The organism is Kitasatospora sp. NPDC101157, assembly GCF_044768255.1.
In the GTDB taxonomy this organism is placed as follows: domain Bacteria; phylum Actinomycetota; class Actinomycetes; order Streptomycetales; family Streptomycetaceae; genus Kitasatospora.
This window is the reverse complement of record NZ_JBIWPL010000004.1, coordinates 347,319-371,683: the sequence shown is the minus strand read 5'-3', so window position 1 is coordinate 371,683 and position 24,365 is coordinate 347,319. Positions and strand designations below refer to the sequence as shown.

Annotated in this window: 30 protein-coding genes, 3 tRNA genes and 1 pseudogene; 24 read left to right on the top strand and 10 right to left on the bottom strand. The window is 67.9% G+C overall.

Annotated elements, in window-relative coordinates; translation table 11 throughout:
• Window positions 1-112 precede the first annotated feature (112 nt).
• Together ACIRVF_RS11540 and ACIRVF_RS11535 are read right to left on the bottom strand one after the other, a co-directional pair.
• Window positions 113-1,549 (bottom strand): FGGY family carbohydrate kinase, encoded by a 1,437-nt coding sequence (locus ACIRVF_RS11540; protein WP_402816101.1) that lies wholly within the window; start codon window positions 1,547-1,549, stop codon window positions 113-115.
• Window positions 1,550-1,674: 125 nt separating this feature from the next.
• Window positions 1,675-1,971 carry a hypothetical protein gene (locus ACIRVF_RS11535; RefSeq protein WP_402816257.1) on the bottom strand — a complete coding sequence of 99 codons (297 nt, stop codon included), beginning with the start codon at window positions 1,969-1,971 and terminating at the stop codon, window positions 1,675-1,677.
• A 247-nt stretch (window positions 1,972-2,218) separates the two neighbouring features.
• On the opposite strand from ACIRVF_RS11535, the gene ACIRVF_RS11530 reads away from it, so the two are divergent.
• Window positions 2,219-2,291, top strand: a tRNA-Asn gene (locus ACIRVF_RS11530).
• 63 nt (window positions 2,292-2,354) lie between these two features.
• Window positions 2,355-2,427, top strand: a tRNA-Asn gene (locus ACIRVF_RS11525).
• 156 nt (window positions 2,428-2,583) lie between these two features.
• Here the strand turns inward: ACIRVF_RS11525 and ACIRVF_RS11520 are convergent.
• Together ACIRVF_RS11520 and ACIRVF_RS11515 are read right to left on the bottom strand one after the other, a co-directional pair.
• Entirely contained in the window at window positions 2,584-3,330 is a 747-nt protein-coding gene (locus ACIRVF_RS11520; RefSeq protein ID WP_402816100.1) for a trypsin-like serine peptidase, read from the bottom strand.
• A 125-nt stretch (window positions 3,331-3,455) separates the two neighbouring features.
• Entirely contained in the window at window positions 3,456-4,304 is an 849-nt protein-coding gene (locus ACIRVF_RS11515) for a trypsin-like serine peptidase (RefSeq protein ID WP_402816099.1), read from the bottom strand.
• 189 nt (window positions 4,305-4,493) lie between these two features.
• On the opposite strand from ACIRVF_RS11515, the gene ACIRVF_RS11510 reads away from it, so the two are divergent.
• From ACIRVF_RS11510 to ACIRVF_RS11490, 5 genes are all read left to right on the top strand, one after another.
• Window positions 4,494-4,567, top strand: a tRNA-Ile gene (locus ACIRVF_RS11510).
• A gap of 289 nt (window positions 4,568-4,856) precedes the next feature.
• Window positions 4,857-5,804, top strand: a complete 948-nt coding sequence (locus ACIRVF_RS11505) for an SPFH domain-containing protein (protein WP_402816098.1) — start codon at window positions 4,857-4,859, stop codon at window positions 5,802-5,804.
• Between the two features lie 4 nt (window positions 5,805-5,808).
• The gene (locus ACIRVF_RS11500; RefSeq protein WP_402816097.1) at window positions 5,809-6,042 is read left to right on the top strand and encodes a hypothetical protein; all 234 of its coding nucleotides are present in this window, start codon (window positions 5,809-5,811) and stop codon (window positions 6,040-6,042) included.
• A gap of 60 nt (window positions 6,043-6,102) precedes the next feature.
• Window positions 6,103-6,771: a GPP34 family phosphoprotein gene (locus tag ACIRVF_RS11495; RefSeq protein ID WP_402816096.1), complete on the top strand. Its 669-nt coding sequence runs from the start codon at window positions 6,103-6,105 to the stop codon at window positions 6,769-6,771.
• 123 nt (window positions 6,772-6,894) lie between these two features.
• The gene (locus ACIRVF_RS11490) at window positions 6,895-7,803 is read left to right on the top strand and encodes a 1-aminocyclopropane-1-carboxylate deaminase/D-cysteine desulfhydrase (RefSeq protein ID WP_402816095.1); all 909 of its coding nucleotides are present in this window, start codon (window positions 6,895-6,897) and stop codon (window positions 7,801-7,803) included.
• A 7-nt stretch (window positions 7,804-7,810) separates the two neighbouring features.
• Here the strand turns inward: ACIRVF_RS11490 and ACIRVF_RS11485 are convergent, their stop codons facing one another.
• Together ACIRVF_RS11485 and ACIRVF_RS11480 are read right to left on the bottom strand one after the other, a co-directional pair.
• A complete protein-coding gene (locus tag ACIRVF_RS11485) occupies window positions 7,811-9,316 on the bottom strand; it encodes an LCP family protein (protein ID WP_402816094.1) in 1,506 nt (501 codons plus the stop codon).
• Window positions 9,317-9,434: 118 nt separating this feature from the next.
• On the bottom strand, window positions 9,435-9,899 hold the full coding sequence (locus ACIRVF_RS11480) for a MarR family winged helix-turn-helix transcriptional regulator (RefSeq protein WP_402816093.1): 465 nt from the start codon (window positions 9,897-9,899) through the stop codon (window positions 9,435-9,437).
• Between the two features lie 106 nt (window positions 9,900-10,005).
• Here ACIRVF_RS11480 and ACIRVF_RS11475 point away from each other — a divergent pair.
• Window positions 10,006-10,191 (top strand): annotated as a pseudogene (locus tag ACIRVF_RS11475) (NADP-dependent oxidoreductase); the annotation flags it as partial.
• Window positions 10,192-10,281: 90 nt separating this feature from the next.
• Here ACIRVF_RS11475 and ACIRVF_RS11470 read toward each other — a convergent pair.
• Window positions 10,282-10,656: a hypothetical protein gene (locus ACIRVF_RS11470; protein WP_402816092.1), complete on the bottom strand. Its 375-nt coding sequence runs from the start codon at window positions 10,654-10,656 to the stop codon at window positions 10,282-10,284.
• A 66-nt stretch (window positions 10,657-10,722) separates the two neighbouring features.
• Entirely contained in the window at window positions 10,723-11,211 is a 489-nt protein-coding gene (locus tag ACIRVF_RS11465; RefSeq protein ID WP_402816091.1) for a hypothetical protein, read from the bottom strand.
• A gap of 354 nt (window positions 11,212-11,565) precedes the next feature.
• Here ACIRVF_RS11465 and ACIRVF_RS11460 point away from each other — a divergent pair, with 354 nt between their 5' ends.
• From ACIRVF_RS11460 to ACIRVF_RS11390, 15 genes are all read left to right on the top strand, one after another.
• Window positions 11,566-12,489 carry a hypothetical protein gene (locus ACIRVF_RS11460; protein ID WP_402816090.1) on the top strand — a complete coding sequence of 308 codons (924 nt, stop codon included), beginning with the start codon at window positions 11,566-11,568 and terminating at the stop codon, window positions 12,487-12,489.
• Between the two features lie 32 nt (window positions 12,490-12,521).
• Window positions 12,522-13,217, top strand: coding sequence for a hypothetical protein (locus ACIRVF_RS11455; protein ID WP_402816089.1), 696 nt, complete (start codon window positions 12,522-12,524; stop codon window positions 13,215-13,217).
• 2,219 nt (window positions 13,218-15,436) lie between these two features.
• Entirely contained in the window at window positions 15,437-15,748 is a 312-nt protein-coding gene (locus ACIRVF_RS11450; RefSeq protein WP_402816088.1) for a hypothetical protein, read from the top strand.
• A gap of 128 nt (window positions 15,749-15,876) precedes the next feature.
• The gene (locus tag ACIRVF_RS11445; protein WP_402816087.1) at window positions 15,877-16,680 is read left to right on the top strand and encodes a hypothetical protein; all 804 of its coding nucleotides are present in this window, start codon (window positions 15,877-15,879) and stop codon (window positions 16,678-16,680) included.
• The gene (locus ACIRVF_RS11440; protein ID WP_402816086.1) at window positions 16,680-16,874 is read left to right on the top strand and encodes a hypothetical protein; all 195 of its coding nucleotides are present in this window, start codon (window positions 16,680-16,682) and stop codon (window positions 16,872-16,874) included. Before ACIRVF_RS11445 ends, ACIRVF_RS11440 begins: the two co-directional genes overlap by 1 nt.
• Window positions 16,875-16,965: 91 nt before the next feature.
• The gene (locus ACIRVF_RS11435; RefSeq protein WP_402816085.1) at window positions 16,966-17,277 is read left to right on the top strand and encodes a hypothetical protein; all 312 of its coding nucleotides are present in this window, start codon (window positions 16,966-16,968) and stop codon (window positions 17,275-17,277) included.
• A gap of 19 nt (window positions 17,278-17,296) precedes the next feature.
• Window positions 17,297-17,557 carry a hypothetical protein gene (locus ACIRVF_RS11430; protein WP_402816084.1) on the top strand — a complete coding sequence of 87 codons (261 nt, stop codon included), beginning with the start codon at window positions 17,297-17,299 and terminating at the stop codon, window positions 17,555-17,557.
• A gap of 81 nt (window positions 17,558-17,638) precedes the next feature.
• On the top strand, window positions 17,639-18,436 hold the full coding sequence (locus ACIRVF_RS11425; protein ID WP_402816083.1) for a hypothetical protein: 798 nt from the start codon (window positions 17,639-17,641) through the stop codon (window positions 18,434-18,436).
• A 156-nt stretch (window positions 18,437-18,592) separates the two neighbouring features.
• Window positions 18,593-18,898 carry a histone-like nucleoid-structuring protein Lsr2 gene (locus tag ACIRVF_RS11420; RefSeq protein ID WP_402816081.1) on the top strand — a complete coding sequence of 102 codons (306 nt, stop codon included), beginning with the start codon at window positions 18,593-18,595 and terminating at the stop codon, window positions 18,896-18,898.
• A complete protein-coding gene (locus tag ACIRVF_RS11415; protein WP_402816079.1) occupies window positions 18,895-19,143 on the top strand; it encodes a hypothetical protein in 249 nt (82 codons plus the stop codon). The genes ACIRVF_RS11420 and ACIRVF_RS11415 overlap by 4 nt, the downstream gene beginning before the upstream one ends.
• Window positions 19,140-19,499 carry a hypothetical protein gene (locus ACIRVF_RS11410; RefSeq protein WP_402816078.1) on the top strand — a complete coding sequence of 120 codons (360 nt, stop codon included), beginning with the start codon at window positions 19,140-19,142 and terminating at the stop codon, window positions 19,497-19,499. Before ACIRVF_RS11415 ends, ACIRVF_RS11410 begins: the two co-directional genes overlap by 4 nt.
• Window positions 19,500-19,501: 2 nt before the next feature.
• A complete protein-coding gene (locus ACIRVF_RS11405; protein ID WP_402816076.1) occupies window positions 19,502-19,738 on the top strand; it encodes a hypothetical protein in 237 nt (78 codons plus the stop codon).
• Between the two features lie 79 nt (window positions 19,739-19,817).
• Entirely contained in the window at window positions 19,818-20,006 is a 189-nt protein-coding gene (locus tag ACIRVF_RS11400; protein WP_402816075.1) for a hypothetical protein, read from the top strand.
• A 14-nt stretch (window positions 20,007-20,020) separates the two neighbouring features.
• Window positions 20,021-21,472 carry a DUF3987 domain-containing protein gene (locus tag ACIRVF_RS11395; protein WP_402816074.1) on the top strand — a complete coding sequence of 484 codons (1,452 nt, stop codon included), beginning with the start codon at window positions 20,021-20,023 and terminating at the stop codon, window positions 21,470-21,472.
• A gap of 290 nt (window positions 21,473-21,762) precedes the next feature.
• Window positions 21,763-22,626: a hypothetical protein gene (locus tag ACIRVF_RS11390; protein ID WP_402816073.1), complete on the top strand. Its 864-nt coding sequence runs from the start codon at window positions 21,763-21,765 to the stop codon at window positions 22,624-22,626.
• Window positions 22,627-22,816: 190 nt separating this feature from the next.
• Here the strand turns inward: ACIRVF_RS11390 and ACIRVF_RS11385 are convergent, their stop codons facing one another.
• Both ACIRVF_RS11385 and ACIRVF_RS11380 read right to left on the bottom strand, forming a co-directional pair.
• Window positions 22,817-23,023 (bottom strand): DUF397 domain-containing protein, encoded by a 207-nt coding sequence (locus ACIRVF_RS11385; RefSeq protein ID WP_402816072.1) that lies wholly within the window; start codon window positions 23,021-23,023, stop codon window positions 22,817-22,819.
• Window positions 23,020-23,853, bottom strand: coding sequence for a helix-turn-helix domain-containing protein (locus ACIRVF_RS11380; RefSeq protein WP_402816070.1), 834 nt, complete (start codon window positions 23,851-23,853; stop codon window positions 23,020-23,022). The genes ACIRVF_RS11385 and ACIRVF_RS11380 overlap by 4 nt, the downstream gene beginning before the upstream one ends.
• A 137-nt stretch (window positions 23,854-23,990) precedes the next feature.
• Here ACIRVF_RS11380 and ACIRVF_RS11375 point away from each other — a divergent pair, with 137 nt between their 5' ends.
• The gene (locus ACIRVF_RS11375; RefSeq protein WP_402816069.1) at window positions 23,991-24,257 is read left to right on the top strand and encodes a hypothetical protein; all 267 of its coding nucleotides are present in this window, start codon (window positions 23,991-23,993) and stop codon (window positions 24,255-24,257) included.
• The last annotated feature ends 108 nt before the right edge of the window (window positions 24,258-24,365 follow it).

The following is a 24,365-nucleotide window of genomic DNA, read 5'->3' as shown; positions in this document are numbered from 1 at the left end:
GGGATCCTGCCGCCCTTCGCCTCGGTGGCCGTGTCCCGACCCACGCTGCCACCGGGCGCGGGATGACGCATCTTCAGCGTCCCGCCGCGGCCGGCCCCCGGACAGCAGGGCCCTACGCGGAGGCGGCTTCCGGGTGGACCTGGTCCCGGGCGGCGCGGTACTGCTGGCGCACCGCCGAACCGATCGCCAGGTCCTGCTCGCCCTCGGGCTCCACCGTCTCGGCGTCCGGCAGCTCCCACTCCGGCGGCTCAGCGGTGCCGGCCAGCGCCCAGGCGGCCTGCCGGGCGGCGCCGCGGGCGGCGTGGGCGCCCGGCGGGGGCACCACGACCGGGACGCCGAACAGCATCGGGGCGACGTGCCGCACGGCCGGCAGCCGGCCCGCCGCGCCGAGCAGGAACACCCGCTTGATCTCGACGCCCTGGGCGCGCAGCACGTCCAGCGCGTCGGCGATGTTGCACAGCATGCCCTCGACGGCGGCCCGGGCCAGGTGCTGAGGCGTCATCGCCTCGGCCCGCAGGCCGGTCAGGGTGCCGGCGGCGTGCGGCAGCGCGGGGGTGCGCTCGCCGTCCAGGTACGGAAGCAGCACCAGGCCGTAGGCGCCGGGGGAGGAGTGCAGGGCGAGGTCGCTCAGCCCGTCCAGGTCCGCGCCGAGCATGGCGGCGGTGGAGCGCAGCACCTGGGCGGCGTTGAGGGTGGCGACCATCGGCAGGTGGCGGCCGCTGGCGTCGGCGAAGGAGGAGACCAGGCCGGTGGCGTCCACCACGGCCTTCTCGTGCACCGCGAAGATCGTCCCGGCGCTGCCGAGCGAGACCACCGCGTCACCCGGGCCGAGGCCGAGGCCCAGGGCGGCGGCCATGTTGTCGCCGGTGCCGGCCGAGATCAGCAGGCCCTCGGGGGTGTGCCCGGCGGGTTCGGCCGGGCCGAGCACGTCCGGCAGCCTGAGCTCGTGGCCGAGAGCCAGCTCGACCAGGTCCTGCCGGTACTCGCCGGTGATCGGGGACCAGTAGCCGGTGCCGGAGGCGTCGCCGCGGTCGGTGGTGCGGCGCTTGGGGTGGCCGAGCAGCTGCCAGACCAGCCAGTCGTGCGGCAGCAGCACCTCGGCGACCCGGCGGGCGTTGACCGGCTCGAACTCGGCCAGCCAGCGCAGCTTGGCGATGGTGTACGTCGGGGCGGGCACCGCGCCGATCGCGGTGGTCCAGGCGGCCGGTCCACCGAGGGCGTCCAGCAGCTTGGCGGCGGCGCCGCTGGAGCGCGGGTCGTTCCACAGGATCGCGGGCCGGACCAGCACGCCGCCCGCGTCCAGGCCGATCATGCCGTGCTGCTGCGCGCTGACGCCGATCGCCCGGACGCCCTCCAGCAGGCCGCCGGCCGCGGCGTCGCCGAGCGAGTGCAGCCAGACCTGCGGGTCGGTCTCGCCGGGGCGCAGGTCCTGGTCCTCGGGGACGGGGTGCGGCGCCTTGCCGGAGCGAAGGACGGCGCCGCTGTCGGTGTCGCACGCGACGATCCTGGTGCGGCTGGTCGAGCTGTCTATCCCCGCGACGATGGCCATGTCGAGATCATGCCTCAGCCCGGCCCGGTACGCGTCCGGGCCGGGTGAGCCGTTGCCGGTTCGGGACCCCTGGTTGGGGACTCCTTTGCCCGGGGCCTGTCAGCAGGCCGCGGGTCACCACCCCGTCACGGGCGGAAGGTACCCCAGCCGTCGTCCTCCGTCCGGGACCGGCTGAAGTACGGCACCCGGTCGGTGACCGCGCTCGGCAGCCGGTCCCCGACCCGGTCCGCGACGGCACCGGCCGCCTTCCCGGCCACCGCGCCGGCCTGCTGCCGCGCCCGGTCGGCCGCCCCCTGCACCGCAGGGGTCTGGGCGATCTGCCGGGTGACCTTGGCGATCTGCTCGTAGCGCTGGCGCCCGGCCCGCGAGCCGAGGACGTAGCCGGCCGCGAAACCCACGGCCAACGACAGCTTCCACATGATCGGACCCACCCTCTCCTGGCGGCCTTCTGCCGCATTGCCCTACCCGTTGCTCGGGACGGCGAACCGTCCGCGCCCCCAGCATCCCCGGCTGCCGCCGCGGGCGCGCGCGGGGCACGCCGGACCGGCGGGCCGGCGGGCCGGGGTGGCCGGGGAAAGCGATTGGCGGACCACCCCCCCGAGTGCGCTAATGTATGTCCCGCAGCGAGCGCCGAGGAGCCCGGGTCACGGGAGCCGAGGCGGAAGCCGATCCCCCATAGCTCAATTGGCAGAGCAGCCGACTGTTAATCGGCAGGTTATTGGTTCGAGTCCAATTGGGGGAGCTCAGGAGAAGTGCTCTTCGGGAGCCCGTTTCCTGTGCGTGGTACGGAAGTTGAGTACTGCGATCCCGCATAGCTCAATTGGCAGAGCAGCCGGCTGTTAACCGGCAGGTTATTGGTTCGAGTCCAATTGCGGGAGCTGCACCGGGCCCGCCCGGTGACTGCTCAGAGCGAAGGCCCCCCGGACGACCGGGGGGCCTTCGTGTTGCCCGGGCCGGTGTCGTGTGCGTCACCCCGGGAGGTCGCCCCGGGGAGCGCCACCTGGGGCGCGTCATCCCTGGGCGCCCCGGCGTCATCAGGTGGTCGCCCTCCGGTAGAGGTCGGAGATCCGCTGGTCGAAGGCGACGCTGTACGAGGTGCCCGGGGTCTCCCCGCCCTCCTGGTAGCCGCCGATCACGCCGACCACCGCGCCGTCGCCGGCCACCCACGGGCTGCCGCTGGTGCCGTCGGTGTAGCCGCCGCAGTCGAAGCGCGCCTGGGTGGCGCTCTGCGAGCTGGTGCGGACCGAGCAGGTGATCGGCTCGTCGCTCTCGTTGGGGTAGCCGGTCACCGAGACCGCCAGCCCGACGCCCCGGCCGGTGCCGAGCGGGTTTCCGCCGACCGCGTCCTCGACCTGCCGGCCGTCGGCCGGGCTGACCGTGACGAAGGCCACGTCGTAGTCCGGGTCGTCGTCCGAGGCCCAGCGCGGATCGACGGTGATCGACTCTACCTGCCAACTCCCGTACGGGGAGTACCCGTTGCGGTAGCCGGGGGTGAACACCAGGCCGTCCAGCAGGCCGACCCGCTGGTTCTGCACGCAGTGCGCGGCGGTGACCAGCAGGTTGTGCCCGGGGCTGTGCACCACGCTCGCGGTGCAGGCCCGGGAGCCCTGCGGGCCGTGGACGGACAGGGTGCCGATCCGGTCACGGGCCGGGCTCTGCTGGGCGATCTCGGCGTTCGGCGGGGCGTCCGACCCGCCGCACGCGGTGCCGGAGGCCAGCAGCAGGGCGGCCAGCGCGGTCGCTCCGGCCGCGCGCGGGGCCGGCACCGGGCGGGGGGCCATCGACGCTCCGTCTCGTTCCTCGGGCGGGCATCCGGGCCGTGCGTTCCGCCGTTCGAGAGGAAGATCTACCAGGCCGTGCCCGGCGGCGCCACTGCCGACCGCCCGGCCGGGCCCATCGCGCCCCCTCAGCCGGTGGCCCGGTCGTACAGGGCCTGGACCCGGTCGCCGAAGTAGCTGCTGTACGAGGTGTCCGGGCTGTTGCCGCCCTCCTGGTAGCCGCCGATGACGCCGACCACGGTGCCGGTCCTGGTGGCCGGGTCGAAGTCGGTGACCCACGGGCTGCCGCTGGTGCCGCCGGTGTAGTCGGGGCAGTCGATCCGCAGCTGGGTGGCGCTCTGCTCGGTCGTGGTGTTGGAGCAGGCGATCGGGACGTCGCTGCTGCCGGGGTAGCCGGTGATCCGCACCGGCAGCTGGTAACCGCGGTTGACGCCCAGCTTGTTGGCGCCCAGCACCTGCTGCACCTGCTGCCCGTTCTGGGCCTGGACGACCGCGAAGGCGACGTCCACGTCCGGGTCGGCGTGGTCCTTCCAGCCGTCGTCCACGGTGACGGCCACCAGCGGCCACACGCCGCTCGGGGTGTCGCCGTTGCGGTAGCCGGGGACGAAGACCAGGTCGCTGCGCGGGCCGATCTTCGGGTCCCAGACGCAGTGGGCGGCGGTGACGATGAGGTTGAGCCCGGCGCTGTCCACCACGCTGGCGGTGCAGAAGTGGTCGCCGTCCGCGTTGCGGGTGAACACCGCGCCGACCAGGCCGTTGAGCACGGTGGGCTTGGCGGTGCGGGTGACCCCGGTGTGCCGGCCGGCCGCCCCCCGGAAGCGCTGCTTGGTCCAGCCGTGGCCGTTCAGGGTGCCGGTCGGCGGTGCCGAGGTGACGGTCGGGGCGATGCTGCCGGGCTGCGTCGCGGTGGTGCAGCCCGCCGCCGCGAGCGCCAGCACCAAGGCCCCGGCCGCCACTGCCGTTCCACGCATCGTCATCAGCCCAGGCTGCCCTGCCGGGCCCCGGGGCCGCCACCCGGGTTCCGCCGCCCGGAGCGGCCCGCGCACTCGGCACCCAGGTGCGCCCCCGGCGCGCACCACGGGTGATCGACCGGCTATGCTGCCCGGGACGGCCTCGCGGGGCCGTCTGCTGCTGCCGTGGCCGGGAACCGGCGCGCGCGGCGAACCGGGGCGGTAGCTCAGCCGGTTAGAGCAGGGGACTCATAATCCCTTGGTCGTGGGTTCGAGTCCCACCCGCCCCACCTATGCGACGCGTGACGAGTGTCGTAAGACCGTCCGCGGACGGCTCCTGAGCTGGAGCTTCGCCGTCCGTGACGACGGAAGTCTAGAGCCCGGCCGCCTTCTCCCGGCCCGTGGCGCGCCGGAATTCACCCGCCCGTGGGCATCGGCCCCGGAGCCGCCCGATGGCCGCCTCCCGTCGACCGCGCACCCCCTGTCGTACCGATCATCTGACAACCCCTGGCGCTCTGCGTGAAAAAAGTGATATCACTTTGACAGCTCAAGCGGACACTCGCACTGGGGGACGGTCACATGACCACACCGCGTTTCGCCGTCGAGGACGGCCCTGCCATCGACCTTCCGGCTCCGAAGATCACCGAACGGGTCATCACCGGCGCCCCCGGGTTGCCCGTGCTCGGCGGGGCGCTGCTCGGCCTGCTCGCCGGGTTCGGGTCGCTGATCGCCGGAGGGGTGCAGATCAGTGGGGGCAGCAAGGGGGTGGGGATTCCGCTGGTGGTCGTCGGGCCGCTGATGGCGCTCGGCTCGCTGCTGCTGCTGTGCGGGCTGACGGTCGTCTCGCCCGGGCAGGCCCGGGTGGTCCAGCTGCTCGGCCGCTACCGCGGCACCATCCGCGCCGCCGGGCTGACCTGGGTGAACCCGTTCACCAGCCGCCGGCGGATCTCCACCCGGATCCGCAACCACGAGACCGAGACCACCAAGGTCAACGACGCGGACGGCAACCCGATCGAGATGGCCGCCGTGGTGGTCTGGCAGGTCGAGGACACCGCGATGGCGGTGTTCGAGGTGGACGACTACGTCGACTTCGTCGCCATCCAGACCGAGACGGCCGTACGGCACATCGCCACCAGCTATCCGTACGACGCCCACCACGAGGGGCAGTTGTCGCTGCGCGACGGCGCGGACGAGGTCGCCCGCAAGCTCTCCGCGGAGATCGCCGCCCGGGTCGCCTCGGCCGGTGTGCGGGTCATCGAGTCGCGGATCACCCGGCTCGCCTACGCGCCCGAGGTCGCCCAGGTGATGCTCCAGCGGCAGCAGGCCGGGGCCGTGGTGGCCGCCCGGCGGCTGATCGTCGAGGGCGCCGTCGGTATGGTCGAGGAGGCGCTGGACCGGCTCGCCGAGCGGGACGTGGTGGAGTTGGACGAGGAGCGCAAGGCCGCCATGGTGAGCAACCTCCTGGTGGTGCTCTGCGGCGACCGGGGCACCCAGCCCGTAGTGAACACGGGCTCCCTCTACCAGTAAGGGCGTGGCGTTGGCGACGGAACGGAAGAAGCTCCTGCTGCGACTGGACCCTTCAGTTCACGACGCGCTGGCCAGGTGGGCCTCGGACGAACTGCGCAGCACCAACGCGCAGATCGAGTTCGTGCTCCGACGCGCCCTCACCGACGCCGGCCGGATGCCCAGTGGCGCGGCCGGCCTTCCCCGCCGCGGCCGACCGCCCAAGGAGGGCCCGGGGAGCGACGGTCCCGGAGGGGACTGACCGCACCGGCCGGGCCGCCCAACAGATCTGTTGGATCGTCGAGATCTTTCGGAGAACGAGATGGACCTGCCCGTCAACCTGCCCGAGAAGCTCTACCTGCTCGCCCTCGACCCGCGCCGCGGGCGGACCACCCGGCACTCCTCGCTCAACCTGCTGCTCCAGGCGGCGGCGCTGACCGAACTGCTGCGCCGGGGCCTGCTGTACGAGGAGGGCCGCAAGGCGGTCGCCAGGGTCCGCGGCGGGGCCGCCGAGGAGGGCCTCGACCCTTACAGCGCCCGGCTGTTGGACCAGATCAGGGCCAGCCGGCCGCACAGCTGGAGCACCTGGGTCGGCCGCGCCAGGAGTGCCGGGCGCGACCAGCCCGTCCGCTGGGTCCGGGACGGCCTGGCGGACGCCGGCCGGATCACCCTGCGGCAGCACCGGGTGGCCGGGCTGTTCCCAGTGACCCTGGTCACCCTGGACCCTCCCGGGACGCGCGAGGCCGTGGCGGCCGTCGTCGCCGGGGCCCTGAAGGGCCCGCTCAGCCGGGTCGACCCCGCCGACGCGGCGCTGACCGCCCTGGTCGCGGCCGGGCGGCTGTGCTCCGTCCTGAGCGCCCGGCAGCGCCGCGAGCACCGCGCCCGGATCGCGAAGCTGGCCCCCGCGGCCGGCCCGGTCCCGCGCGCCCTCGGCAAGGCGCTGGCCTGGCAGATGGCGGGCCACGCGGCGCAGAGCGCGGCCGCGGGGTGACGGGCCGTCCACGGGGGTGACGGCCCGTCCCGGGGCAGCGGAGCCCGGTCGCCGGACAGGCGGCCGGGCTCCCGTCCGTCCGGGGCCCGGTGGAGTCCGCGGAGGACGCCCTAAGCTGGCCGGGTGCTCGAACCCGCCCTGCTGCCGACCCCGCTGGTGGACTGCACCGACGAGGCCTTCGTCCGGGCCGGGGTGGAGCTGCGGCTCAAGCGGGACGACCTGCTGCACCCGAGCGTCCCCGGCAACAAGTGGCGCAAGCTCGCTCCCAACCTGGCCGCCGCCGTCGAGCAGGGCCACACCCGGCTGCTGACCTTCGGCGGGGCCTACTCCACCCACCTGCGGGCGGTCGCGGCCGCCGCCGGGGCGCTCGGGCTGGAGAGCGTCGGGCTGGTGCGCGGCGAGGAGCTGGCCGACCGGCCGCGCAACTGGTCGCTGCGGGCCGCCGAGGAGTCCGGCATGCGCCTGGAGTTCCTGACCCGGGCCGCCTACCGGGAGGCGACCGGCCGGGCCGGCGCCGGGGACGGCGCGGAGCTGCGGCGCCGCTGGGGCCCCTGCCTGGTGCTCCCCGAGGGCGGCTCCAACGCCCTGGCCGCGATCGGCGCGGCCGCCATCCCGGCCGAACTCCCCGACCTGGACGGGCGCGACGTGGTCTGCTGCCCGGTCGGCACCGGTGGCACCCTGGCCGGCATCGCGGCGGGCCTGCCGCCGGGCGCGCGGGCGCTCGGGGTGGCCGTGCTGCGCGGGGGCGAGGGCTACCTGGAGGCGGAGGTCGCCCGGCTGCACCGGGCCGGGTTCGGGCGCGAGTTCGCCAACTGGCGGATCGACCACGCCCACCACGGCGGCGGCTACGGCAAGGTCACGGCCGAACTGTCTTCCTTCGCGCGGGAGTTCGAGCTCCGCCACGGCATCCCGGTGGAACGCCGGTACGTCGCCAAGCTGCTCGCCGCACTGGCCGACCTGGCCGGGGCGGGTGCCTTCCCGCGCGGCACCCGCCTGACGGCCGTGGTCACGGGCCTGCCGGACCCGGAGTAGGACGCCCCTACGACCCGAAGGTCAGGTCGGCGCACGGGTCGGTGTCGGCGTTCCGGGTGTTCTCCGCTATGCCGGTCGGAACCCCGCTCGGCGCGGTGCTCGGCGTGCCGCCCGGGGTCGCCGAGGGCGAGGAGACGGAGTTCAGCTGGGTGCCGGCGGCCTGGTAGTCGGCGCCGAGGGTGACGGTGACGGCGCCCGAGCCGGCGGCCTCGACCGTGCGGGCGCCGGGGAAGAGCGCCGCGACCTGGTCGGCGGTGGCCTTCAGGGCCGGGTCGTAGGAGACCTCGGTGTGCTGCTTGCCGGGCTGGTTGGCGCCCAGCACGACGTTCTGGAAGCCGCGTCCCCTGAGGGTCTCGGCGCCGGAGCCGGCCAGCCCGGCGGTGCCGACGCCGTTGACCACGGTGATCGGGGCCGCGGCCTGGTCGGGGCTGAGCGGCACGTTCGCGCTGGGCGAGGCGGTCGCGGAGGCGGACGCGGCGGTGGCCGCGCCGGTGCCCGAGGTGCTCCGCCCGTCCAGGGTGCGGTCCTCGCGCAGCAGCTTCCACAGGTCGTCGGCATCCGGCTGGACCAGCCGCACCCGGTCCCCGGCGAAGCGCCAGGGGGCGGTCACGAAGGTGACGTCGGAGAGCTTGATGTCCTCCAGGGAACGGGCGAAGTCGACCAGCTTCATCGCGGTGCCGAGCCCTTCGTCCACGGTGAGCGACTTGGTGGCGGCGTCGGCCAGCGGCAGCAGGGTGGGCAGTGAGAAGCCCTGGTCCTGGACCTTCTTGATCATGGAGGAGAGGAAGGCCTGCTGGCGCTTCATCCGGCCTATGTCGGAGTTGTCGCCGATGCCGTGGCGCGCCCGCAGGTAGTCCACCGCGGACTTCCCGGAGAGGTTCTGCATCCCCTTCTTGAGCTGGATGCCGTACTCGTTGACGTCGTTGGGCACGCAGGCCTCCACGCCGCCGATGGCTTCGGTCATCGCGGCGGCGCCCTTGAAGTCGACCACGATCGTGTGGTCGACGCGCAGCCCGGTGAGCTTCTCCACGGTGTTCTGGGTGCAAGCCGGGTTGCCCTTGGCGAGCTCGCCGAGGCTGAACGCCGAGTTGAACATCTGGTCGTTGCGCGGCTTGCTCCAGGTGCCGTCCGCCAGCTTGCAGGACGGGATGGTGACCAGGGTGTCGCGGGGGATGGAGACGCCGACGGCGTGCTTGTGGTCGGCGTAGACGTGCACCAGGATCGCGGTGTCCGAGTTGCCGACGCCCTCGTCGCCGCCCCCCAGCGAGTTGTTGCCGTCGTCCCGGGTGTCGGAACCCAGCAGCAGCACGTTGACCGGCACCTGGGCGCCGGGGCTGGCCGGTACGGGCGCCGGAGGGCGCTCGGTGGCGACGCCGGCCGCGGAGAAGGTGGTGATGTTGTTGTCCAGCCGGTGGTAGAACCAGGCTCCGGCGCCCACGACCGACAGCACCAGAACGGCGGCCAGGCCGATGGCGGTCCGCAGGTAGCGGCGCCGACGCGTGCTGCTGCTCATCCTCCGTGCCCCCCGTCTTCAGTTTCCAGCGTTCGAGTTTCGAACGTTAGACGTTCCGGAAGGCTGTTCGGTTACCTCTGAAGGGGAGGGGAATCGGGCTACGGGCCTGTGATGCTGGTCACGCCCCCGGGCCGGAGGCGCCGGTGAGCATCCGGCGGAGGAGGTCCCGCAGCACCGTGCGCTCCTCCGGGCCGAGCGCGGCGAGCGGCTCGCGGGCGAAGTTGAGCGACTCGCGCAGCTCCTCGGAGGCGGCCGAGCCGGTCTCGGTGGCGGCGACCAGCTTGACCCGGCGGTCCTGCCGGTCGGCCTCCCGGGTGACGAAGCCCCGGGCCTCCAGCCGGTCGACGATGCCGGTGATGTTGGAGGGCTCGCAGCTGAGCGTCTGGGCGATGTGTCGCATCGGCAGCGGGCCGCGCCGCAGCAGGGCGAGCACCTTTGCCTGGGCGCCGGTGAGCGAGCGGGCGGCGGCGGCCTCCTCGTACTCGCGGTGGAAGAGCGCGACCAGGTTGGCCATCAGGTCGACGACCTCTCGGGTGATCTCGTCGGACTGCGGCGTGGCGACCTCGGTCGACTGAGTGTCCATGTCCCAGAGTCTACCTGAAAAGTTGACAACCTGAACCTTTCATGCCCATCGTTACTTCAGTTCCTCAACCTTTTACCTGCCGAAACCCCCTCCAAGGAGCACCGCCATGGCAGAGCAGGCCGCCCCCGCCACCGCCCGTGAATGGCACCTCGCCGCCCGCCCCCAGGGCTGGCCGGTTCCCGCCGACTTCGCCCTGGTCGAGGCCCCGGTCCGGACCCCGGGCCCGGGCCCGGGCGAGATCCTGGTCCGCAACACCCACCTCTCGGTGGACCCGTACATGCGCGGCCGGATGTAGGGCAGTTGACAAAAAGCCTGCCCGCAGGTCAGGGCTAGTGTGCTGCCAAGATGTCGTCGCTGCTGGCTGTCGCCCCTGGGCGCCTCGTCAGGTTGTAGGCGGCTGCGTCGGCCCTTGCTGGACTGCTGGCGGTGCCACCTGTGCCCGGATGGCCTCGCGTACCACCTCGGCCGTCTCGTGCATCTCCGCCCGCCGTGTCTCCTCCCTCTCGTGCGTTTCGGCCCGCTGTGTCTCCGCTGCGATCCGCTGCCGCTCGGTCTTGGCTTCGATCTTGGCCTTCGCGATGACGCTGGCTGCGGTTGCCAGGGGTACTACTGCCCCGCCGATTTGAAGTAGGCCGGAGACGTCGCCATGGGTCAGCGATTCGCCGGAGTCGCTGTCCAGCGATTCCCGGAGTGCGCGGTACATGCGCTCCTGCTCTGCGATCGCGGCGAGAGCGGAGTCTTCGGGTGTTTCAGGCATGGGGCGAGCCTAGAGCGGTTGGCCGCTTCAACGGATCGAGATCAGGACTCTTGGTACGTTGAGCTTCTACTGAATCAGGCCGCGCGACGTCAGATCGGCCTTGAACTTCTCCAGCGCAGGCCAGACCTGCGTTTGCATCGTCTCTGGAGCCACCGGCCTGAAGTCCCGGCCCAGTATGTCCGAGAGCTGGTCGGACTCTGTGATCAACGGTTGATAGTACGGGTCACCCAGGTACTCGGCTTTCAGGCTGAAGTTGATCTGTCCGACCATGCGCCCAAGGCTCAACGCCTGACCGCCGCACGTGGCCGGGTCCGTACAGCCCTGCGGCTTGTACGTGTCGACCGCACTGGCGAATCCCTTGGCGCCCGCCGACGAGTTCACCATCCTGGCTGCCGGCACCTCTGGTGCCAGTGCCTTGGGCGTGAAGCTCTCTGTAGGCGCTAGCCCGGCGCCCGGCCTTTCGCTACTGCTGCATGCAGCAGTCGTCACCAACGCCAGCCCGACGGCCACGAGGCCGACGGCGCGTATGGACCTGTGCGTCAACATGATCGGCACCGTACCGCCACCCTCACCACCGTTTCTATACGTTGGTTTGCCGTCATCCTGCGACGGGCTTGATCAGGAGTGGAACAGCCTGGCAGCCGGACCAAATGACAAACTCATGACAAGCATTCGCACCAGTTGCAGGCGGCCGGATGTTGGCCACTTGACAAAGATTCCAAGCCGCCTGACCTGCGCAGATGCTTCGCCCTCGCCCGCCGTGCGAGGGCTTTCGTGTACCTGAGGACCCTCGGAGGGCTTGACCGAGGCCCGGAAGATCGTGGTACGGTCCCCCCACTTCAACCAGCCAAGTGACCCCGGCAGCGCGCCAACGCTCCGGGGTCCGACACCGAAGAGGTCAAGTCTTCAGTGCGAATCCAGCGTACCCGTCACGAACGGGCGTTCACCGTCCTGCCCAACGCGATACTCCAGGCCCGCGGCCTCTCTCTGGCAGCCCGCGGACTCCTGTGCCTTCTGCTCTCGCAGCCTGACCACACGGCCGAGACGGTCAAGTCGCTCACAGAGGATGCCCCTGAGGGCCAGCAGCGTGTCACGGGGGCCATGCGGGAACTCCAGGCTGCTGGCTACGTCATCTGCACGAAGGCGCAGAACACCAAGGGCCACTGGTCTACGCACGTGACCGTCTCCGATGTCCCGATGACCGAGGGGCCGAAGATCGAGTCGCCGAGGCCCGGGGGACAGAAGTGCCGGTCCTTCGGGCCTAACCCTTCGGGAAAGGACCAGGGAAAGAACCCCTCCCCTACCCCTGCCAAGGAGGTCGAGGCCGCACCGGCGGCTGAGGTTGAGGGCGGGCAGGGAGATGGCCAGCAGGACCAGGACCAGGCCACGGCTGACGCCGTGGCTGCCCTGGCCAGTGTCGGCCGCGTCGAGCGCCGCCTTCGCCTGGGCGTCCCGGAGATGCTTCGCCTGGCCCCGCTCGCCGTCGAGTGGCTGTCCCGTGGCGCCACCGAGGCTGAGATTCGCGACGCCCTGATTTCCGGCCTGCCTGCCAAAATCCGCTCCGCTGCCCACGTGATCGAGTGGCGTCTCACGAACAAGGTCCCCCCGGTTCCTGCCCTCTCCGCACCGGTTGTCCCGCTGGCCGAATGCGGCCAGTGCCGGGGCCCACTTCCCCGTGGCCAGGAGGCCGGAATTTGCGGCCCGTGCGCCGGGGTGGCCCCGCGCGCCACCGCGCCGGCCGACAGCCTTGATTGGCGCGACACCCGGAACCGTCCCGGGCTTGTGTCTCCTGCCGCTGGCGTCGCGCGCGCCCGCGCTGCCCTCGGTTTCTAACCCTTCCGATCCTGGCCTGAGAGGGGACACCTATGTCCACTGTGTCTGTTGACCTGCCGTGGTTCGCGAGGGCGACCCGAAAGTTCGGTGCGCCGGCCGCCTTCGCCGCCGCCCTGATCATGTCTGTCCCGGGTGAGATCCACCTCGCCGAGGTGGCGGGGTGGAGTGGTGACTTCGCCAAGCTCATGCCGGTTTGTGTCTCGGTCTACGCCGCCAGTGCCGCCGTCATGGCCGACGTTGCTCGGCGGTTCGACTTGCCGGGACGAAAGAGCGCCCAGGTCGGTGCTGTCCTTGCACTGATCCTGGCCATCCTGGCGCAGGACATATCCCACCTGATCCAGCTCAATTACATGAACAGCTCTGCTGTCCTGGTCGCGGCTGTCTCGGCTATTCCGGGACTGGTTGTGGCTCACCTGCTTCACATGGGGCGTGGCCCACGCGAGACGGCCATCGAGGTGGAGGCCCCCGATGTCCCCGAGTCCGACGAGGACCAGGAGGACGGGCAGCTGTCCCTGATCGACATGAAGACAGGAGAGGCGAAGCCGAGGCGAGGGAAGAGGGGGCGGCCGGCCGTGGCTCCCGAGGTGATCGAGGCCGCTGCCAAGGAGTTGCAGGCCCGGGGCGAGAAGGTCACAGGGGCGGCCCTGGGGGAGGCGCTTGGGCTGTCCCGCCGGACAGGAGCGAGGTACCTGCGCAAGGTGGCCACCACCGCAGCTGAGACCGGCTGACATGCCGGAAATACGGAAAGACCCCCGCACTCACGATGCGGGGGTCTCTCCAGTGTGCGTCTCTCCTGAGCCGTACCAGGCAATGGGCAGGCTTGGTGTTGACCAGGCCAGGCTACCGGATTGATTCATTCGTTCAGACCTCGATGGCCTGAAAAGTCACTGGCCCCGGACACCAGTTCCGGGGCCGGCTTACCTGATCTACAAGAGGATGACGGTCTCCCGTAGACGGGGTGCACAGGGCCACCCTACTCGGCTCACAGATGTCCGTCTGCCGGGGCATATATGACCCCCGGCAATAAAGATGTATGTGTCACACACGCAGGTCGCCGGACATGATGCCTGAAAGAGTGAGGTAGCTCACAAGGTCACTCACGTGGCTGACGCGGGAACCCTTAGAGCCTTCGTAGGGCGGCCTCGCACAGCCGGCACCGCTTGTCTTCCAGCTCAGGGGGATACCAGGGCTCCCCAGGCCTCCCAGGCCGGTAATGCGAGTGTTCCATGGCGGACGCATCCAGGCCGCAGAGCGTCTGCGCTTGGGGGTCCTCAGGTACTTCGGGGCCCTGGCCGGCGGCATGCACCAGTACGACCGGCTCTGCGGCCTCCTGGCCCTCCCAGGTCTGGTCTAGCTCGAACAGAACGATGATCCCAGCCACGTCCTGAGCATGCGGCCTGTCTGCTGGGGCCGCATGTCGGCGCTTACTGCCGGCAGCCGGAGCGATCTACGGCCTCCGAGGCCTCTGATTCATTCATTCAGGACTCGTTGAGCGCCGAGGACGGTCCTTCGGGGCCCGAAACCGGCTTCAGAGAGTCACTACGGCCACTCCAGAGGACCCAAAGAGGGCCTAGGAGGGCCCCAGGAGGCTCCGAAGAGCTTCCAAGGCGGCTTGACAAGCCCAGTCGGACCGTAGTCCGGCACAGTTGGTCTCCAGCCCCGAAAACTTTCATACCCGTACACGGTCGAAGGAAGGCACCCCCGGTGGGTCCTGTGTGCGTGTATGCGTGTATTACCCCCGGGTACACGGCACAGACGATCACGAATGAATCAATACTCTGACCAGGCGATTCATTCATGGGCACTCACATGTGACGGGATATCGGGTGAGCACCGGCCGGGCAGGCCTACCGCTCCGGTCTAGACCAGTGGGATTCACTGACGGGGCATCAGGTACACACATGACCGAGCATCAGGTAAGCGCTTGCATGCCCGATTCGACACGTAATGTCTGAGTCATGCTTGCTCGTGTCATGCTCATGAATGTGTTCATTATGTGTGACTCATGAAGCGATTGAGTGCATGCGAGTTGACTATCTCGTGTAAATGGTAACGGGTAGGTCTCATAATGAGTGCGCTCATGTAACAGATCATGGCTACTCTACGTAGTGTTTCATGTGATGAAATAAATAGCCGGCTCTGAAAGTGTCCGTTTTGGGGTATTGACATTCCTGGAATCCGTGCTAGTGCGTGCGCGTTCTCTCCCCTATATCCATTAGCGGATTCCGGGTGTAACTGTCCGCGCTTGGGCGATTACGTTGAAGTGGGGGGATGGTGGCGTTCCGCAATCGGCGTCTCTGCGGGGCCGGTTGCGTTGAAGTGGGGGGATCCCTAGCGTTCTCGGTGTCGGAAACAGCGCAACGCAGAAAGCCCCTCCGGGAAGTACCGCCACCGCAACAGCGGGGGACAAGGGAAGCGGAGGTGAGGCAGCGAGGCTGACCGGCGGGGTGTGAATGCGCCGCCCCCAAACCCACTAAGTGAATGACCGGGCTCTCCGCCAAGAGGGCCGCAGAACGGCGTACAGCGGCTCTCAGAGCCACAACAAGCACGCGCATAGGTCCCCTTCCTGGATTGGCAATCGAGGGGCGAAACCGGCGCCGAACACACATAGGCCGCACCCCTTGAAGCGAATAGACAGGGGTATGCCACATTTCCTAGCGGGCCCGAGAGCCTGCCGTGAGGGTTGGAGCGCGAAAGCGTCGGGTGGCGGCTGTATAACCGGACTTGATCACCCGGCATGAATAGATCACTGCAAACACAAGCCAACACCATTGCGTCCGGCAGTGCGAAGGATAGGCGACTGATACTCGCCTTCCGGGCCAACTGACCCTAAGCGTGTGAGGCAGGCTCGATTGATCGGGTCAAGTCGTGGACGGCCCCGCAAGGGCCCGTGCTCGGCTTAATCCGGCCTATCTGGCCGGACACCCCTATCCACCTAGGAGAGAGAGTGTCTGACACCCTTATCAAGACCCCGTGCGGGTGCACGGTGCGCGGTAATCGCCACACGTGGGACTACCGGCAGTACACCGTTGAGATTCGGGATATCTACGGGCTCGCCGTTCGCACGGTGGAAGTACCGGCGAATGACGACGTGCATGCCGAATCGCTGGTTGCTCAGCGCGGCTATGCGGGCAACGTGCGCGTTTACCCGGCTAGCTGGACCTATCACAGCATTGGGTACGCCACCATGCGCGGTGAATGCTGCACGGATTCCCGAATCTGCACCGGATGTATGAACCGGATCATTGACGGCTTGTAGTAGCCGCTAGGGCCCCTCTTTTAGACCAAAAGTTGAAGTGGGGGAATGTTGGCCTGTCCGCCCCGGGCACTCACGATGCCCGGGGTGGTCGGCCGTACCCCCTTAACCACCGTGAAAGAGAGATCACTATGACCACCGCAGCCCCCGAGATCATCCTCTCGGAAGCGATCCACGAATACACGCGACAGAACTACGCCTATGGTCCGTGGAACTTCGAGCACACCGCCGAACAGAACGGGTGGACGTCCATCGGGATGATCTGTGACCCGATGGGTTCGCCGGTCAGCAGTAGCACCAACAGTCGCGATTATCAGTACGTCACCCACACGTACGCCCTTCACGCCAGTAACGCTGAGGAGATCGAACGAATTCTTGGGGAAGTGGCAGACGGCCAGGAATGGGCCCACGGCCCCGGGGACTGCTACGTCTACAACGCGGACCACCCGGGCATGGTTAAGGCCGTCGCGGAAATCGAGGGTGCTCTAGGTGACGGCCCTCTCAATTCTGATCGCATGTCTGAGCTGGAGTGGGAGGAGAACCACCCCTCCGAGCACGAGTGCTACTCGACCGACCCGGATTGCGGCTGCGAGAAGAACACACACGCCTGCCGTGAGGAACTGTGGTCGGCCGTGAGTGGGGGAGAGATCGGCCTCACTGCCGAAACCTACTGGTGCCGGTACTGCAACGGCTGGATAGACCTTACGGACGCCGACCGTACCGAGATGAACCGTCGGCTTTACGGGCCCCGGAAGTGGTGGCAGTACACCCGGGCCGACTTTTCGCCCCGGGCTGCAAAGCAGTACGCGGCGGCGCAGAAACGCCACCGTGAGGAAATTCAAGCGTGGAAGGAGCTCGGGCAGCTCGACCTATTCTCGGGCGATCCCGCGCCGACCGTGGACGACCTGATCAGCATGATGGGACTGGAGAGCTGATGCGTAACTTCATTGTCCGCATGGCCCTTGTGAGCGCCATGGTCGGCTCTTTCTACGTCGGTTATCTGGCAGATCACCCACCCACTCCCAGCCCATCGGTGGGGGCGTTCAACGACGGCTTCGAGGATGCGAAATGGGATGACTGCCAGCAGGGATATGCGGCCGCCTGTGACTGGCTGCACGACCGTCGATGAGTGACGCGCTTTGGTCGGGACCGGATTACCGGCCCCGGTCATGGCCTGTCAGTCGGCAGACACCAACCAGTCTCACCGAAAGGGATAGTTCATGCGAAAGATGATCCGCTCCGTCGCAACCCGCCTGTTCCGTAGGAATCAGCAGCTTCGGAAGTCGACGGCACCGAGCAACTCCTACGGAGTGCGTACGGCCCTTGAAATGCTCGGTCGGGAAATCGAGAGCTTTGATTACATCCTGACTTGTGGAGAAGTGGAAGCATTGGCGGACCTGCTTCGTTCCTACGGCCTTTCGGATGAAGCCGAGAGGGTGATCCACGGCCACGCCGAATACGACGAATGCGGGGACTCGCATCATGACTGCGGCCCCGATTGCGACGAAGCCGGATTCGACCTCGCCGCCTGACGATCTAGGGAGATTGCTAATGGACATTCACCAGATAGTGGAAAACATCCTTGCGGGTCACGATGCGGCCCAAGCCGAGTGGGAGAGTGATATTCGAAGGAATATCAAGACTTACGACCCTGAATGCGAGGACCAGCCCTGCGAGGACTCCGAGATTGAGTTCCATACCGAGCTGCGTGAGGACTGGAACGCCGATAAGGCGGCCGATCTCGACGTCTACATAAGCGAGTTGCGGTGCTGGCTCGCTGCCGAAAAGCGTAAGGCTGCAAGGAACGCCTGACCTGCTTTGCTCTGGGCCGCCCCTCGGGGCGGCCTTTTGCATGGCCTGTCAGCCGACAGCCAACACCTAGCCAAAGGCGAGATGATGGGTAACTGGACGGATAGCCGGGACGGCTTTGCCCGACTCGGGACCGAGTACACCCCCGACTACCGGGGATACGTGATCAACGTCCGCGATGAAGGCGAAGACTGGTACGTCTACGCGTGGGATGAGCGGAATGGGGTCACTGCCTACCTGGCCCGCGCCGCTACCGAGAATGCGGCACGGGAAATCCTGGAGATACACGCCGGTATCCGGCGCTCCGGCTTCCTGTGTGAGGCGTGGGTCAGTGAGGAGGTCGGGCACTGCCCAGAGGACGCCACAGGTGTCCGGTGGCTCGATTCCGAGCGGACCGGCAAGCGGGTTCGGTTGCTGTTCTGCCCCGCGCACAGTCACATCTTCTCCGCATTGACGTGGGACCCCATCTCGACCTACCGGGATGAGTGGGGCATTGAGCCGGAGGCCAGCCGGATCATCGGCGGTCGGCGCGGGCCCGTTCGTGAGGGTGAGCCGACCTGGGTAGTGATGGTGGATCACGCCTGCCAAGCCCCTTACGTGAGGAGCACGCTCCGTCGAGCGCTGGCCAAGACTGAGCCCACCTGGTCCGACACGGATTACGTGAATGCGGCCCGCTCGCTGGTCTTCAAACTCCCGGACCACGGCCCTTGGTACCTGACGCGGGTTGAGCTCCACACCATCCGGATCGCGCTGGAGCGTCGCCGGGCAAGGTACGGACGGTTCACCGGGCCGGGCAACTACGAAGCACACGAGGTCATCGCCCAGCGGATCACCTGGGCAAGCGAGTACGCGATTCGCCGCCGTCAGCAGGACCTCAGCTAGTCGCTTGCGTGACCACCAGGACCCCGCCCTCGTGGCCGGCCTCTTCCCAGGGAGAGGACTGCCCCGCGGCCGGCTTCGGGGTTCTGGCGGTCGCGCTGGCCACTAGACAGAAAGGGCGGTCGGGTGAATCCAACGGATGAAGAAGTGCGGGCATTCATGGTTGAGATCGGAATGCGCGACCCCGACAACACATCGGAAGTGCTTCCGCCGGAGGTCCGATACTTCCAGAACTACAAGCCGTCTTATGACGCTCGGAAGGCCCAAGAAAGGGCCGCGCGGGAACGCATGGACGCATCTTGGGCAAGGGCAGAAGAGTCCCGGAAGCGTGCCCAGTTCCACAGTCACCACATGAAGAAGTGCCGCGAGTGGGGACGTGAGAACGGGTTCACCGTGGGAACGCGCGGAGCCATCCCTAAGGCCGTTCGTAAGGCATACAAGGAAGCGACAGGAGTAGAGCTGTGAGCATGATCAAGCGGTATTCGCAGGATGCGGAAGCGGTGGAGACTCGGGCCGTCGAGATCGCTCGAATGAGGGACGACCGGTCCAGCCTCGTGGCACTGCGGGAGCTGTTCCGGGAATGCGGAACGCTCGCTACGGAGTACGCCGACCCGGAGCGGGTAGCCCGAATGCTGGTCGAGGACGTGACGGAAACGTGGCAGGCGGAGCGGTGGAACATCCGTAACGGGGTGGAGCTGGTGGCCGCGTGAACCTTCGCGAGCCACACCCGATATTCGGCCGGGTGGTGGTAGACCCGGGCTCGAAGACAACGGCACCGCAAATGTGGCAGGAATTCCTACTGGGATTCCTGCCACTGTGTATTGCGGACCTGCGAGCCAAGGCGCCGAGCGAGTTAGAGGCGGTGCGACAAAGGGCGCTCGAACAGATCGCCTCACACGGAGACGTCGCCCAGTTCGGCGGGAAGGGAAAGGCGGAAGCGCGGGTGGGCATAGCCCAGGGTCTCGCAATACTCGCCTTCACCGAAGGCGGTGTCACGGCACTGGGAATTCATGCTTGCGTTAAGGCTCACGAGGGCTGCCCTGGAAGCATCGAGAAGGAGAACTAGAGATGACCGGACACTATGCCAGCCTTGAAATTGCTCTTGCGCTCGACAATGCCAGGGCGCTTATAGAGGAGGAACTTACTTCTAGTGAGAATTACATGGACCTGATGGACCTCTTCACAGCTGCCTTTGAGAAGGCGCTGAGGAATCCCGAAGTCGATTTCGGGGAACTCGTGGAAATTGAGTACGGGGGCACTCACACAGTGGCCGAGGTCAAGAGCTGGTGGGACAACTGGAGCTAGCTTCGAACGCTTTTGGTGATGGCCGGGCCCTGGCGGTCCGGCCTTCGCCATGAACGCTCGCACATTAGGAGGAACAAGCATGGCCAGGACGGTAATCGAAAAGGTGGACTGCGACGCGTGCCTGAAGAAGGGGGAAGAGGTTGACGCCGTAATGAAGTTGATCATCGGTCCCGACGAATACGACTTGTGCGAGAGGCACGGAGAGAAGTTCCGTGCCCTTCTCGCCGAAGCACTCGGTACCACCACCGCCATCACGCAGAGCGCGTGAGAAAGGAACAGGACATGAGTACCACCTTTGAGGCAATGCGGTTCGGACCCCTCGGGGACGCCGTTGCGGCGGCGATGCCGAACAGCGAGGCCGACCCGGTAGGGGTGTGGGCGGCTGCCCTCTCGATGTACTCGGCTGCCATCAGCCGGAACGTCCGGCTCGACAACAACCGGCCGGTGGTCGTGTGGACGGTCCTGGCCGGCCGGTCCGGAGTCGGCCGGAAGGGGTATGCCCTGTTCACGGCCAAGACGATCCTGAACCAGGTCATCGGCGGATTCCTGGACACCAGGACCCGGGACGGCATCTCGTCCGGTCCCTCGCTGGTCGACATGCTCAACAAGTTCGAGCTGGAGACCAGCGGTCAGCCGACCGGGATAGACGGTCGGGCAATGCTGGTGGAAGAGGAGTGGGCGAGCGTCCTGAAAAGGCAGAAGCGCTGCCCGAACTTCAGCACCTTGTTCCGGACCGCGTGGGACGGCAAGACCATCAGCAATCGGACGAAGAAGGAACTACAGGCGGTCTCACGGCCGTTGCTGGGGTTCCACGCCCACATCACGCCCGGCGAGTGGGCCAAGTACGTGAGTTCCAGTGAGGCTCTGGGAGGCTCCTACAACCGCTTGTTGCCGGTCCTGGTCGAGCGCTCCAAGATGCTGAGCTACACCAACAAGCCCGCCGTCGTGGACGTAAAGGCGCTCAAGGCGGCTTACGCCTGGGCCACCGCCGAAACCCGCGTCATCGCGTTCGACAAGGCGGCCGGGCAGAGGTACGACGAGATCCGGGCCGAGGTCGAAGACCGAATGGCCGAGCTTCCCGAGCTGCTGTCCAGCTACATGGAGCGGGCCGCCGAGCAGGTTCACCGGATTGCGGCCGTCCTCACCGCCACCACGCGGAAGACGAAGATCACGCGGAAGGCGGTCGATGCCGCCTGGGCCTTCGTGAGCTACAGCATGGCGTCTGTCGAGAAGTTGGTGCGTGAGGCCGCCGACCAGACCGTGAAGCCGGTGAAGAGCACAGCAGAGATGATCCGGGAAGTCCTTCAGCGGTACGAGGGCGAGGCATCTAGCACGATCCTCCTCCGGGCCCTGGGAACCCGAGTCACGGCGGCCTCGGTGAGGGCGGCGGTTGAGCAGATGCCCGACGCCACGATGGAGACGGTCAGGTCGGGGGGCCGCGGGGCACCTCGCATCATGTACCGCCTGATCGAACCCGAGGCGCCAGCCGTGGTCCAGGAGCCCGAGACGCCGACCGCTCTGGGGGTGACGGAGGCAGAGCCGATTTCCCGGCCGGCGAGGCGGCCGAGGAAGGCGGTCGGGGCGGCCGAACGGCCGACAGGTAAGCCCGCGCTTCGGGTAGTCGGGTCGACCGGCCCGGCCCCGAAGAAGGTCAAGGTCAAGGCGAAGGCGAAGAAGTCGGCCGCCCCCGTGGTGGCTGAGCCCAGCTCGAACCCCTTCCTCGCGCTGCTGTGAAGCACAGCCTTCGAGGACGCCCACAGGGCCACTTGCAGTGCACCGAATGCCGGGCCGTATTCCTGAGTAAGGAGTCGGCCCGGCTTTCTGTTGCCCCGTGCTTGGAAATCAAGCTCCCGCACGGTCACCGATATGACCGTGAGCACGTCCTTTTACCCACGTACTACGACCGAGGAACCGGCCACGGCCCCGACCGGCTGTGTGACGACTCCGGTTGCTTCTGCATGCGTCACCAGTGTGACTGCGACATGTGTCAAGAAAAGCTCATCGTTCCGGCTCTAAAGATCCTGATGGACAGCCAGGAATCCGACCCTAAGGAGAACACAAAAATGATCGGCGGCATTGAAATGCACCTCCCTGCCACCCTGCGCAAGCATGTCATTCGTTACCTCGTGCCGGAGACGGACGGGCAGCACGACCTGATCACCGCGTGCAAGGAACTCCAGCTCGGCAACACCGCGCACTCGGTCACGGTGCGGGTCAGCAACGAGGCCCTGGGCGCCGCCCTCGACGTCTGCCGAGAGTGGTTGGACAGCGACAACGGGAACAAGCTGATGACGGCGAAGACCGTCCTTAAGCGGCATGAGCTGGACTATCTGCCTGAGGACCCGCGCGAGCGGCGGCACGAGGTCAAGATCCCCAAGAGCCTGGGCAGCTATGTCTCGTCGCAGGTCACGCAGGGATTCTTGGAGGACCGCCCGGAGCTGCTGGCCGAACTGAAGGCATGCATGAACGGGGACGGCAGTCTTAGCGGGCGAGTCACCTACGGGACGCTCGGTTGGCTGCTGGAGGTCGCTCGGTCCAACGCGGTGCACGGTGCAGGCGCCCCCCAGAGGGCGGGCAAGAAGTTCCTGGACACCTACACCGAGGTCTACGAGAAGACTGGGCGTCTGATCAACGGGTACCTCGGCACGGACGATGAGGGCCAGGCGCCGGCCGAGGTGGAGGCCGCCGAGGACCAGGGCCAGGCCGTTGAGGTGGTCGAGGACGACGATCAGGAGCCCGAGGAGGAGACCGCCGAGCAGGCCGAGGACTCGGGCCCGGCGGTGCCGGTCGGCCCGGTCCCGGAAAACTTCGTGTGGATGGCCGAGAACGCCGACACCGAGACGGCGAAGGCCTGGTGGCGCCGGAAGGTTGAGTCGTGGGGCATGTGACCCCGATGGACATGCCGTCGAAGCGCCCCCGCTTCGTGCGGGGGCGCTTCGCGCCACTGGTCGCTCGTTGGCGGGACGGGGTGTGGCACGAAGAGGAGCCAGCGCCCGCGGAAGCCGGTACGGAAGTGGCAGACGCCGAGTAGGACGACGGAGGCCCCCACCCGGCGGGGTGGGGGCCTCCTTGACGTCATCAGATCTCGCCGAACTCCCCAGTGCGAACGGCGGTGATGAACGAGTCCCACGCGTCCGTGGGGAAGACCAAGACCGGTCCCTGGGTGTCCTTGGAGTCTCGGACGGGCATGACACCGGGGACACCAGGGGCAACCTCGACGCAGTTGCCCCCGTTCTGGCTGTAAGAGGACTTGATCCAGGTCAGGCGGTCAGTGCGGGCGTTCATGGTCGGAGGTCCTTCCGGGCTGCGCGAATCATGTCGAGGGAAACCACATCGGAGCTGGCACCCACTTGGAGACGATCGTAGTCACGGGCCCACAGGGTGACAGTTCCGGTTTCCCTGGTTAGGAAGCCCCGCTCCTGCGACTCGGTGTATCCCAGCAGAGTTCGATCAGGCAGGGTGAGCAGTACGACCGGTAGCGCCAGCGAGCGGCGCTCGCCCATGGAAAAGGGCGCGACTTGAATGATAGTCCTCGGGCGTTCCGCCAGGTCGACCAGACGAGTCAGCTGTTCGTGCATGACTGCCGGCCCGCCCACCAGCCTTCGGATGCAGCTCTCGTCCAGGACCGCATGAAGTAGGGGCGCGTCGGCGCCGTCGAGGCGTTGTTGACGGGTCAGCAGGTACGCAACCCGCGCCTCGGCCTCTTCAGCCGTAATCGCCCCACGTCGAACGTCTGCGGCTGCTAGGGCTTCTGCGTAGGCCTTCGTCTGGAAGAGTCCCGGGATTACCCCCAGTTCGAACTGTCGCAGCTCAACGGCTTTGGACTCCTCGGCCGCGTACTCCGGAAAGCCCTCCAGGAGCGAACCGCCGCCGCTGAGGCTCCAGTACGTCAGTTCTAGTACCCCACCAGCACCTAGGACGACGTCCGCGGCTTTGACCCAGTCAAGTGTGGGAATGCGAGTACCCCGTTCGAGGTTAGAGATCTGACTGTCGCTCAGGTTAGTGAGCTTGCCGAGCTCTATCTGCGTGAGCCCCGCCGCCTTGCGCAACCTGCGGACTTGCGCGCCAAAGGCCTTCAGTGGAGACGCCGAAGGGTCGAGCTCTGTCTCACGCATCGTCAAGCCTCCGTTGTCTTCCGAATCCCACGGGGGATCTGTCAAGAGGGGAAGTCTTCCGATGGTAGGGGCCAGCGCGTCACCATGGCTACACCCGGTGAGGCGCCGAGAGCGCCGTGCTACCTACGGAGACCCCCATGCCTGAAGACGAGAGACCCCCGTTTCAGCCCCAACTCCACGAAGTTGTACGCGACTTCGGCCACAAGGAGCTTGGGGAGCCGCGCGAGGGTGTGTACGTGGGACCGGGCTGGTCCGTCAAGACGGTGGAGTTGCGACCGCTCGGTGAAAACGGCGGCGTGTGGATGACGCGGCGGGACCTGATCGAACCGCTCAGCCCGAGGGAGATTGCACCCGGGACCGCCGGCAACCCCAGGCGCCGGCCGTTTGATGGGCCCGCGCTGTGAGCCCCGCCGGAGTGTTGCTGGCCGGCCTGGAATTCAGCACGGTCGTGGCCGGCGGATTCGCGGCCATGGAACGGGCGACCCGGAACCGTTGGGCTGCTGACTGGCCGC

Coding starts and splice junctions, on each gene's coding strand:
- ACIRVF_RS11540 (WP_402816101.1), bottom strand. CDS start 1,549: ATGGCCATCGTCGCGGGGATAGACAGCTCGACCAGCCGCACCAGGATC.
- ACIRVF_RS11520 (WP_402816100.1), bottom strand. CDS start 3,330: ATGGCCCCCCGCCCGGTGCCGGCCCCGCGCGCGGCCGGAGCGACCGCG.
- ACIRVF_RS11515 (WP_402816099.1), bottom strand. CDS start 4,304: ATGACGATGCGTGGAACGGCAGTGGCGGCCGGGGCCTTGGTGCTGGCG.
- ACIRVF_RS11505 (WP_402816098.1), top strand. CDS start 4,857: ATGACCACACCGCGTTTCGCCGTCGAGGACGGCCCTGCCATCGACCTT.
- ACIRVF_RS11495 (WP_402816096.1), top strand. CDS start 6,103: ATGGACCTGCCCGTCAACCTGCCCGAGAAGCTCTACCTGCTCGCCCTC.
- ACIRVF_RS11485 (WP_402816094.1), bottom strand. CDS start 9,316: ATGAGCAGCAGCACGCGTCGGCGCCGCTACCTGCGGACCGCCATCGGC.
- ACIRVF_RS11480 (WP_402816093.1), bottom strand. CDS start 9,899: ATGGACACTCAGTCGACCGAGGTCGCCACGCCGCAGTCCGACGAGATC.
- ACIRVF_RS11470 (WP_402816092.1), bottom strand. CDS start 10,656: ATGCCTGAAACACCCGAAGACTCCGCTCTCGCCGCGATCGCAGAGCAG.
- ACIRVF_RS11455 (WP_402816089.1), top strand. CDS start 12,522: ATGTCCACTGTGTCTGTTGACCTGCCGTGGTTCGCGAGGGCGACCCGA.
- ACIRVF_RS11445 (WP_402816087.1), top strand. CDS start 15,877: ATGACCACCGCAGCCCCCGAGATCATCCTCTCGGAAGCGATCCACGAA.
- ACIRVF_RS11440 (WP_402816086.1), top strand. CDS start 16,680: ATGCGTAACTTCATTGTCCGCATGGCCCTTGTGAGCGCCATGGTCGGC.
- ACIRVF_RS11435 (WP_402816085.1), top strand. CDS start 16,966: ATGCGAAAGATGATCCGCTCCGTCGCAACCCGCCTGTTCCGTAGGAAT.
- ACIRVF_RS11430 (WP_402816084.1), top strand. CDS start 17,297: ATGGACATTCACCAGATAGTGGAAAACATCCTTGCGGGTCACGATGCG.
- ACIRVF_RS11425 (WP_402816083.1), top strand. CDS start 17,639: ATGATGGGTAACTGGACGGATAGCCGGGACGGCTTTGCCCGACTCGGG.
- ACIRVF_RS11420 (WP_402816081.1), top strand. CDS start 18,593: ATGGTTGAGATCGGAATGCGCGACCCCGACAACACATCGGAAGTGCTT.
- ACIRVF_RS11405 (WP_402816076.1), top strand. CDS start 19,502: ATGACCGGACACTATGCCAGCCTTGAAATTGCTCTTGCGCTCGACAAT.
- ACIRVF_RS11400 (WP_402816075.1), top strand. CDS start 19,818: ATGGCCAGGACGGTAATCGAAAAGGTGGACTGCGACGCGTGCCTGAAG.
- ACIRVF_RS11395 (WP_402816074.1), top strand. CDS start 20,021: ATGAGTACCACCTTTGAGGCAATGCGGTTCGGACCCCTCGGGGACGCC.
- ACIRVF_RS11390 (WP_402816073.1), top strand. CDS start 21,763: ATGGACAGCCAGGAATCCGACCCTAAGGAGAACACAAAAATGATCGGC.
- ACIRVF_RS11385 (WP_402816072.1), bottom strand. CDS start 23,023: ATGAACGCCCGCACTGACCGCCTGACCTGGATCAAGTCCTCTTACAGC.
- ACIRVF_RS11380 (WP_402816070.1), bottom strand. CDS start 23,853: ATGCGTGAGACAGAGCTCGACCCTTCGGCGTCTCCACTGAAGGCCTTT.
- ACIRVF_RS11375 (WP_402816069.1), top strand. CDS start 23,991: ATGCCTGAAGACGAGAGACCCCCGTTTCAGCCCCAACTCCACGAAGTT.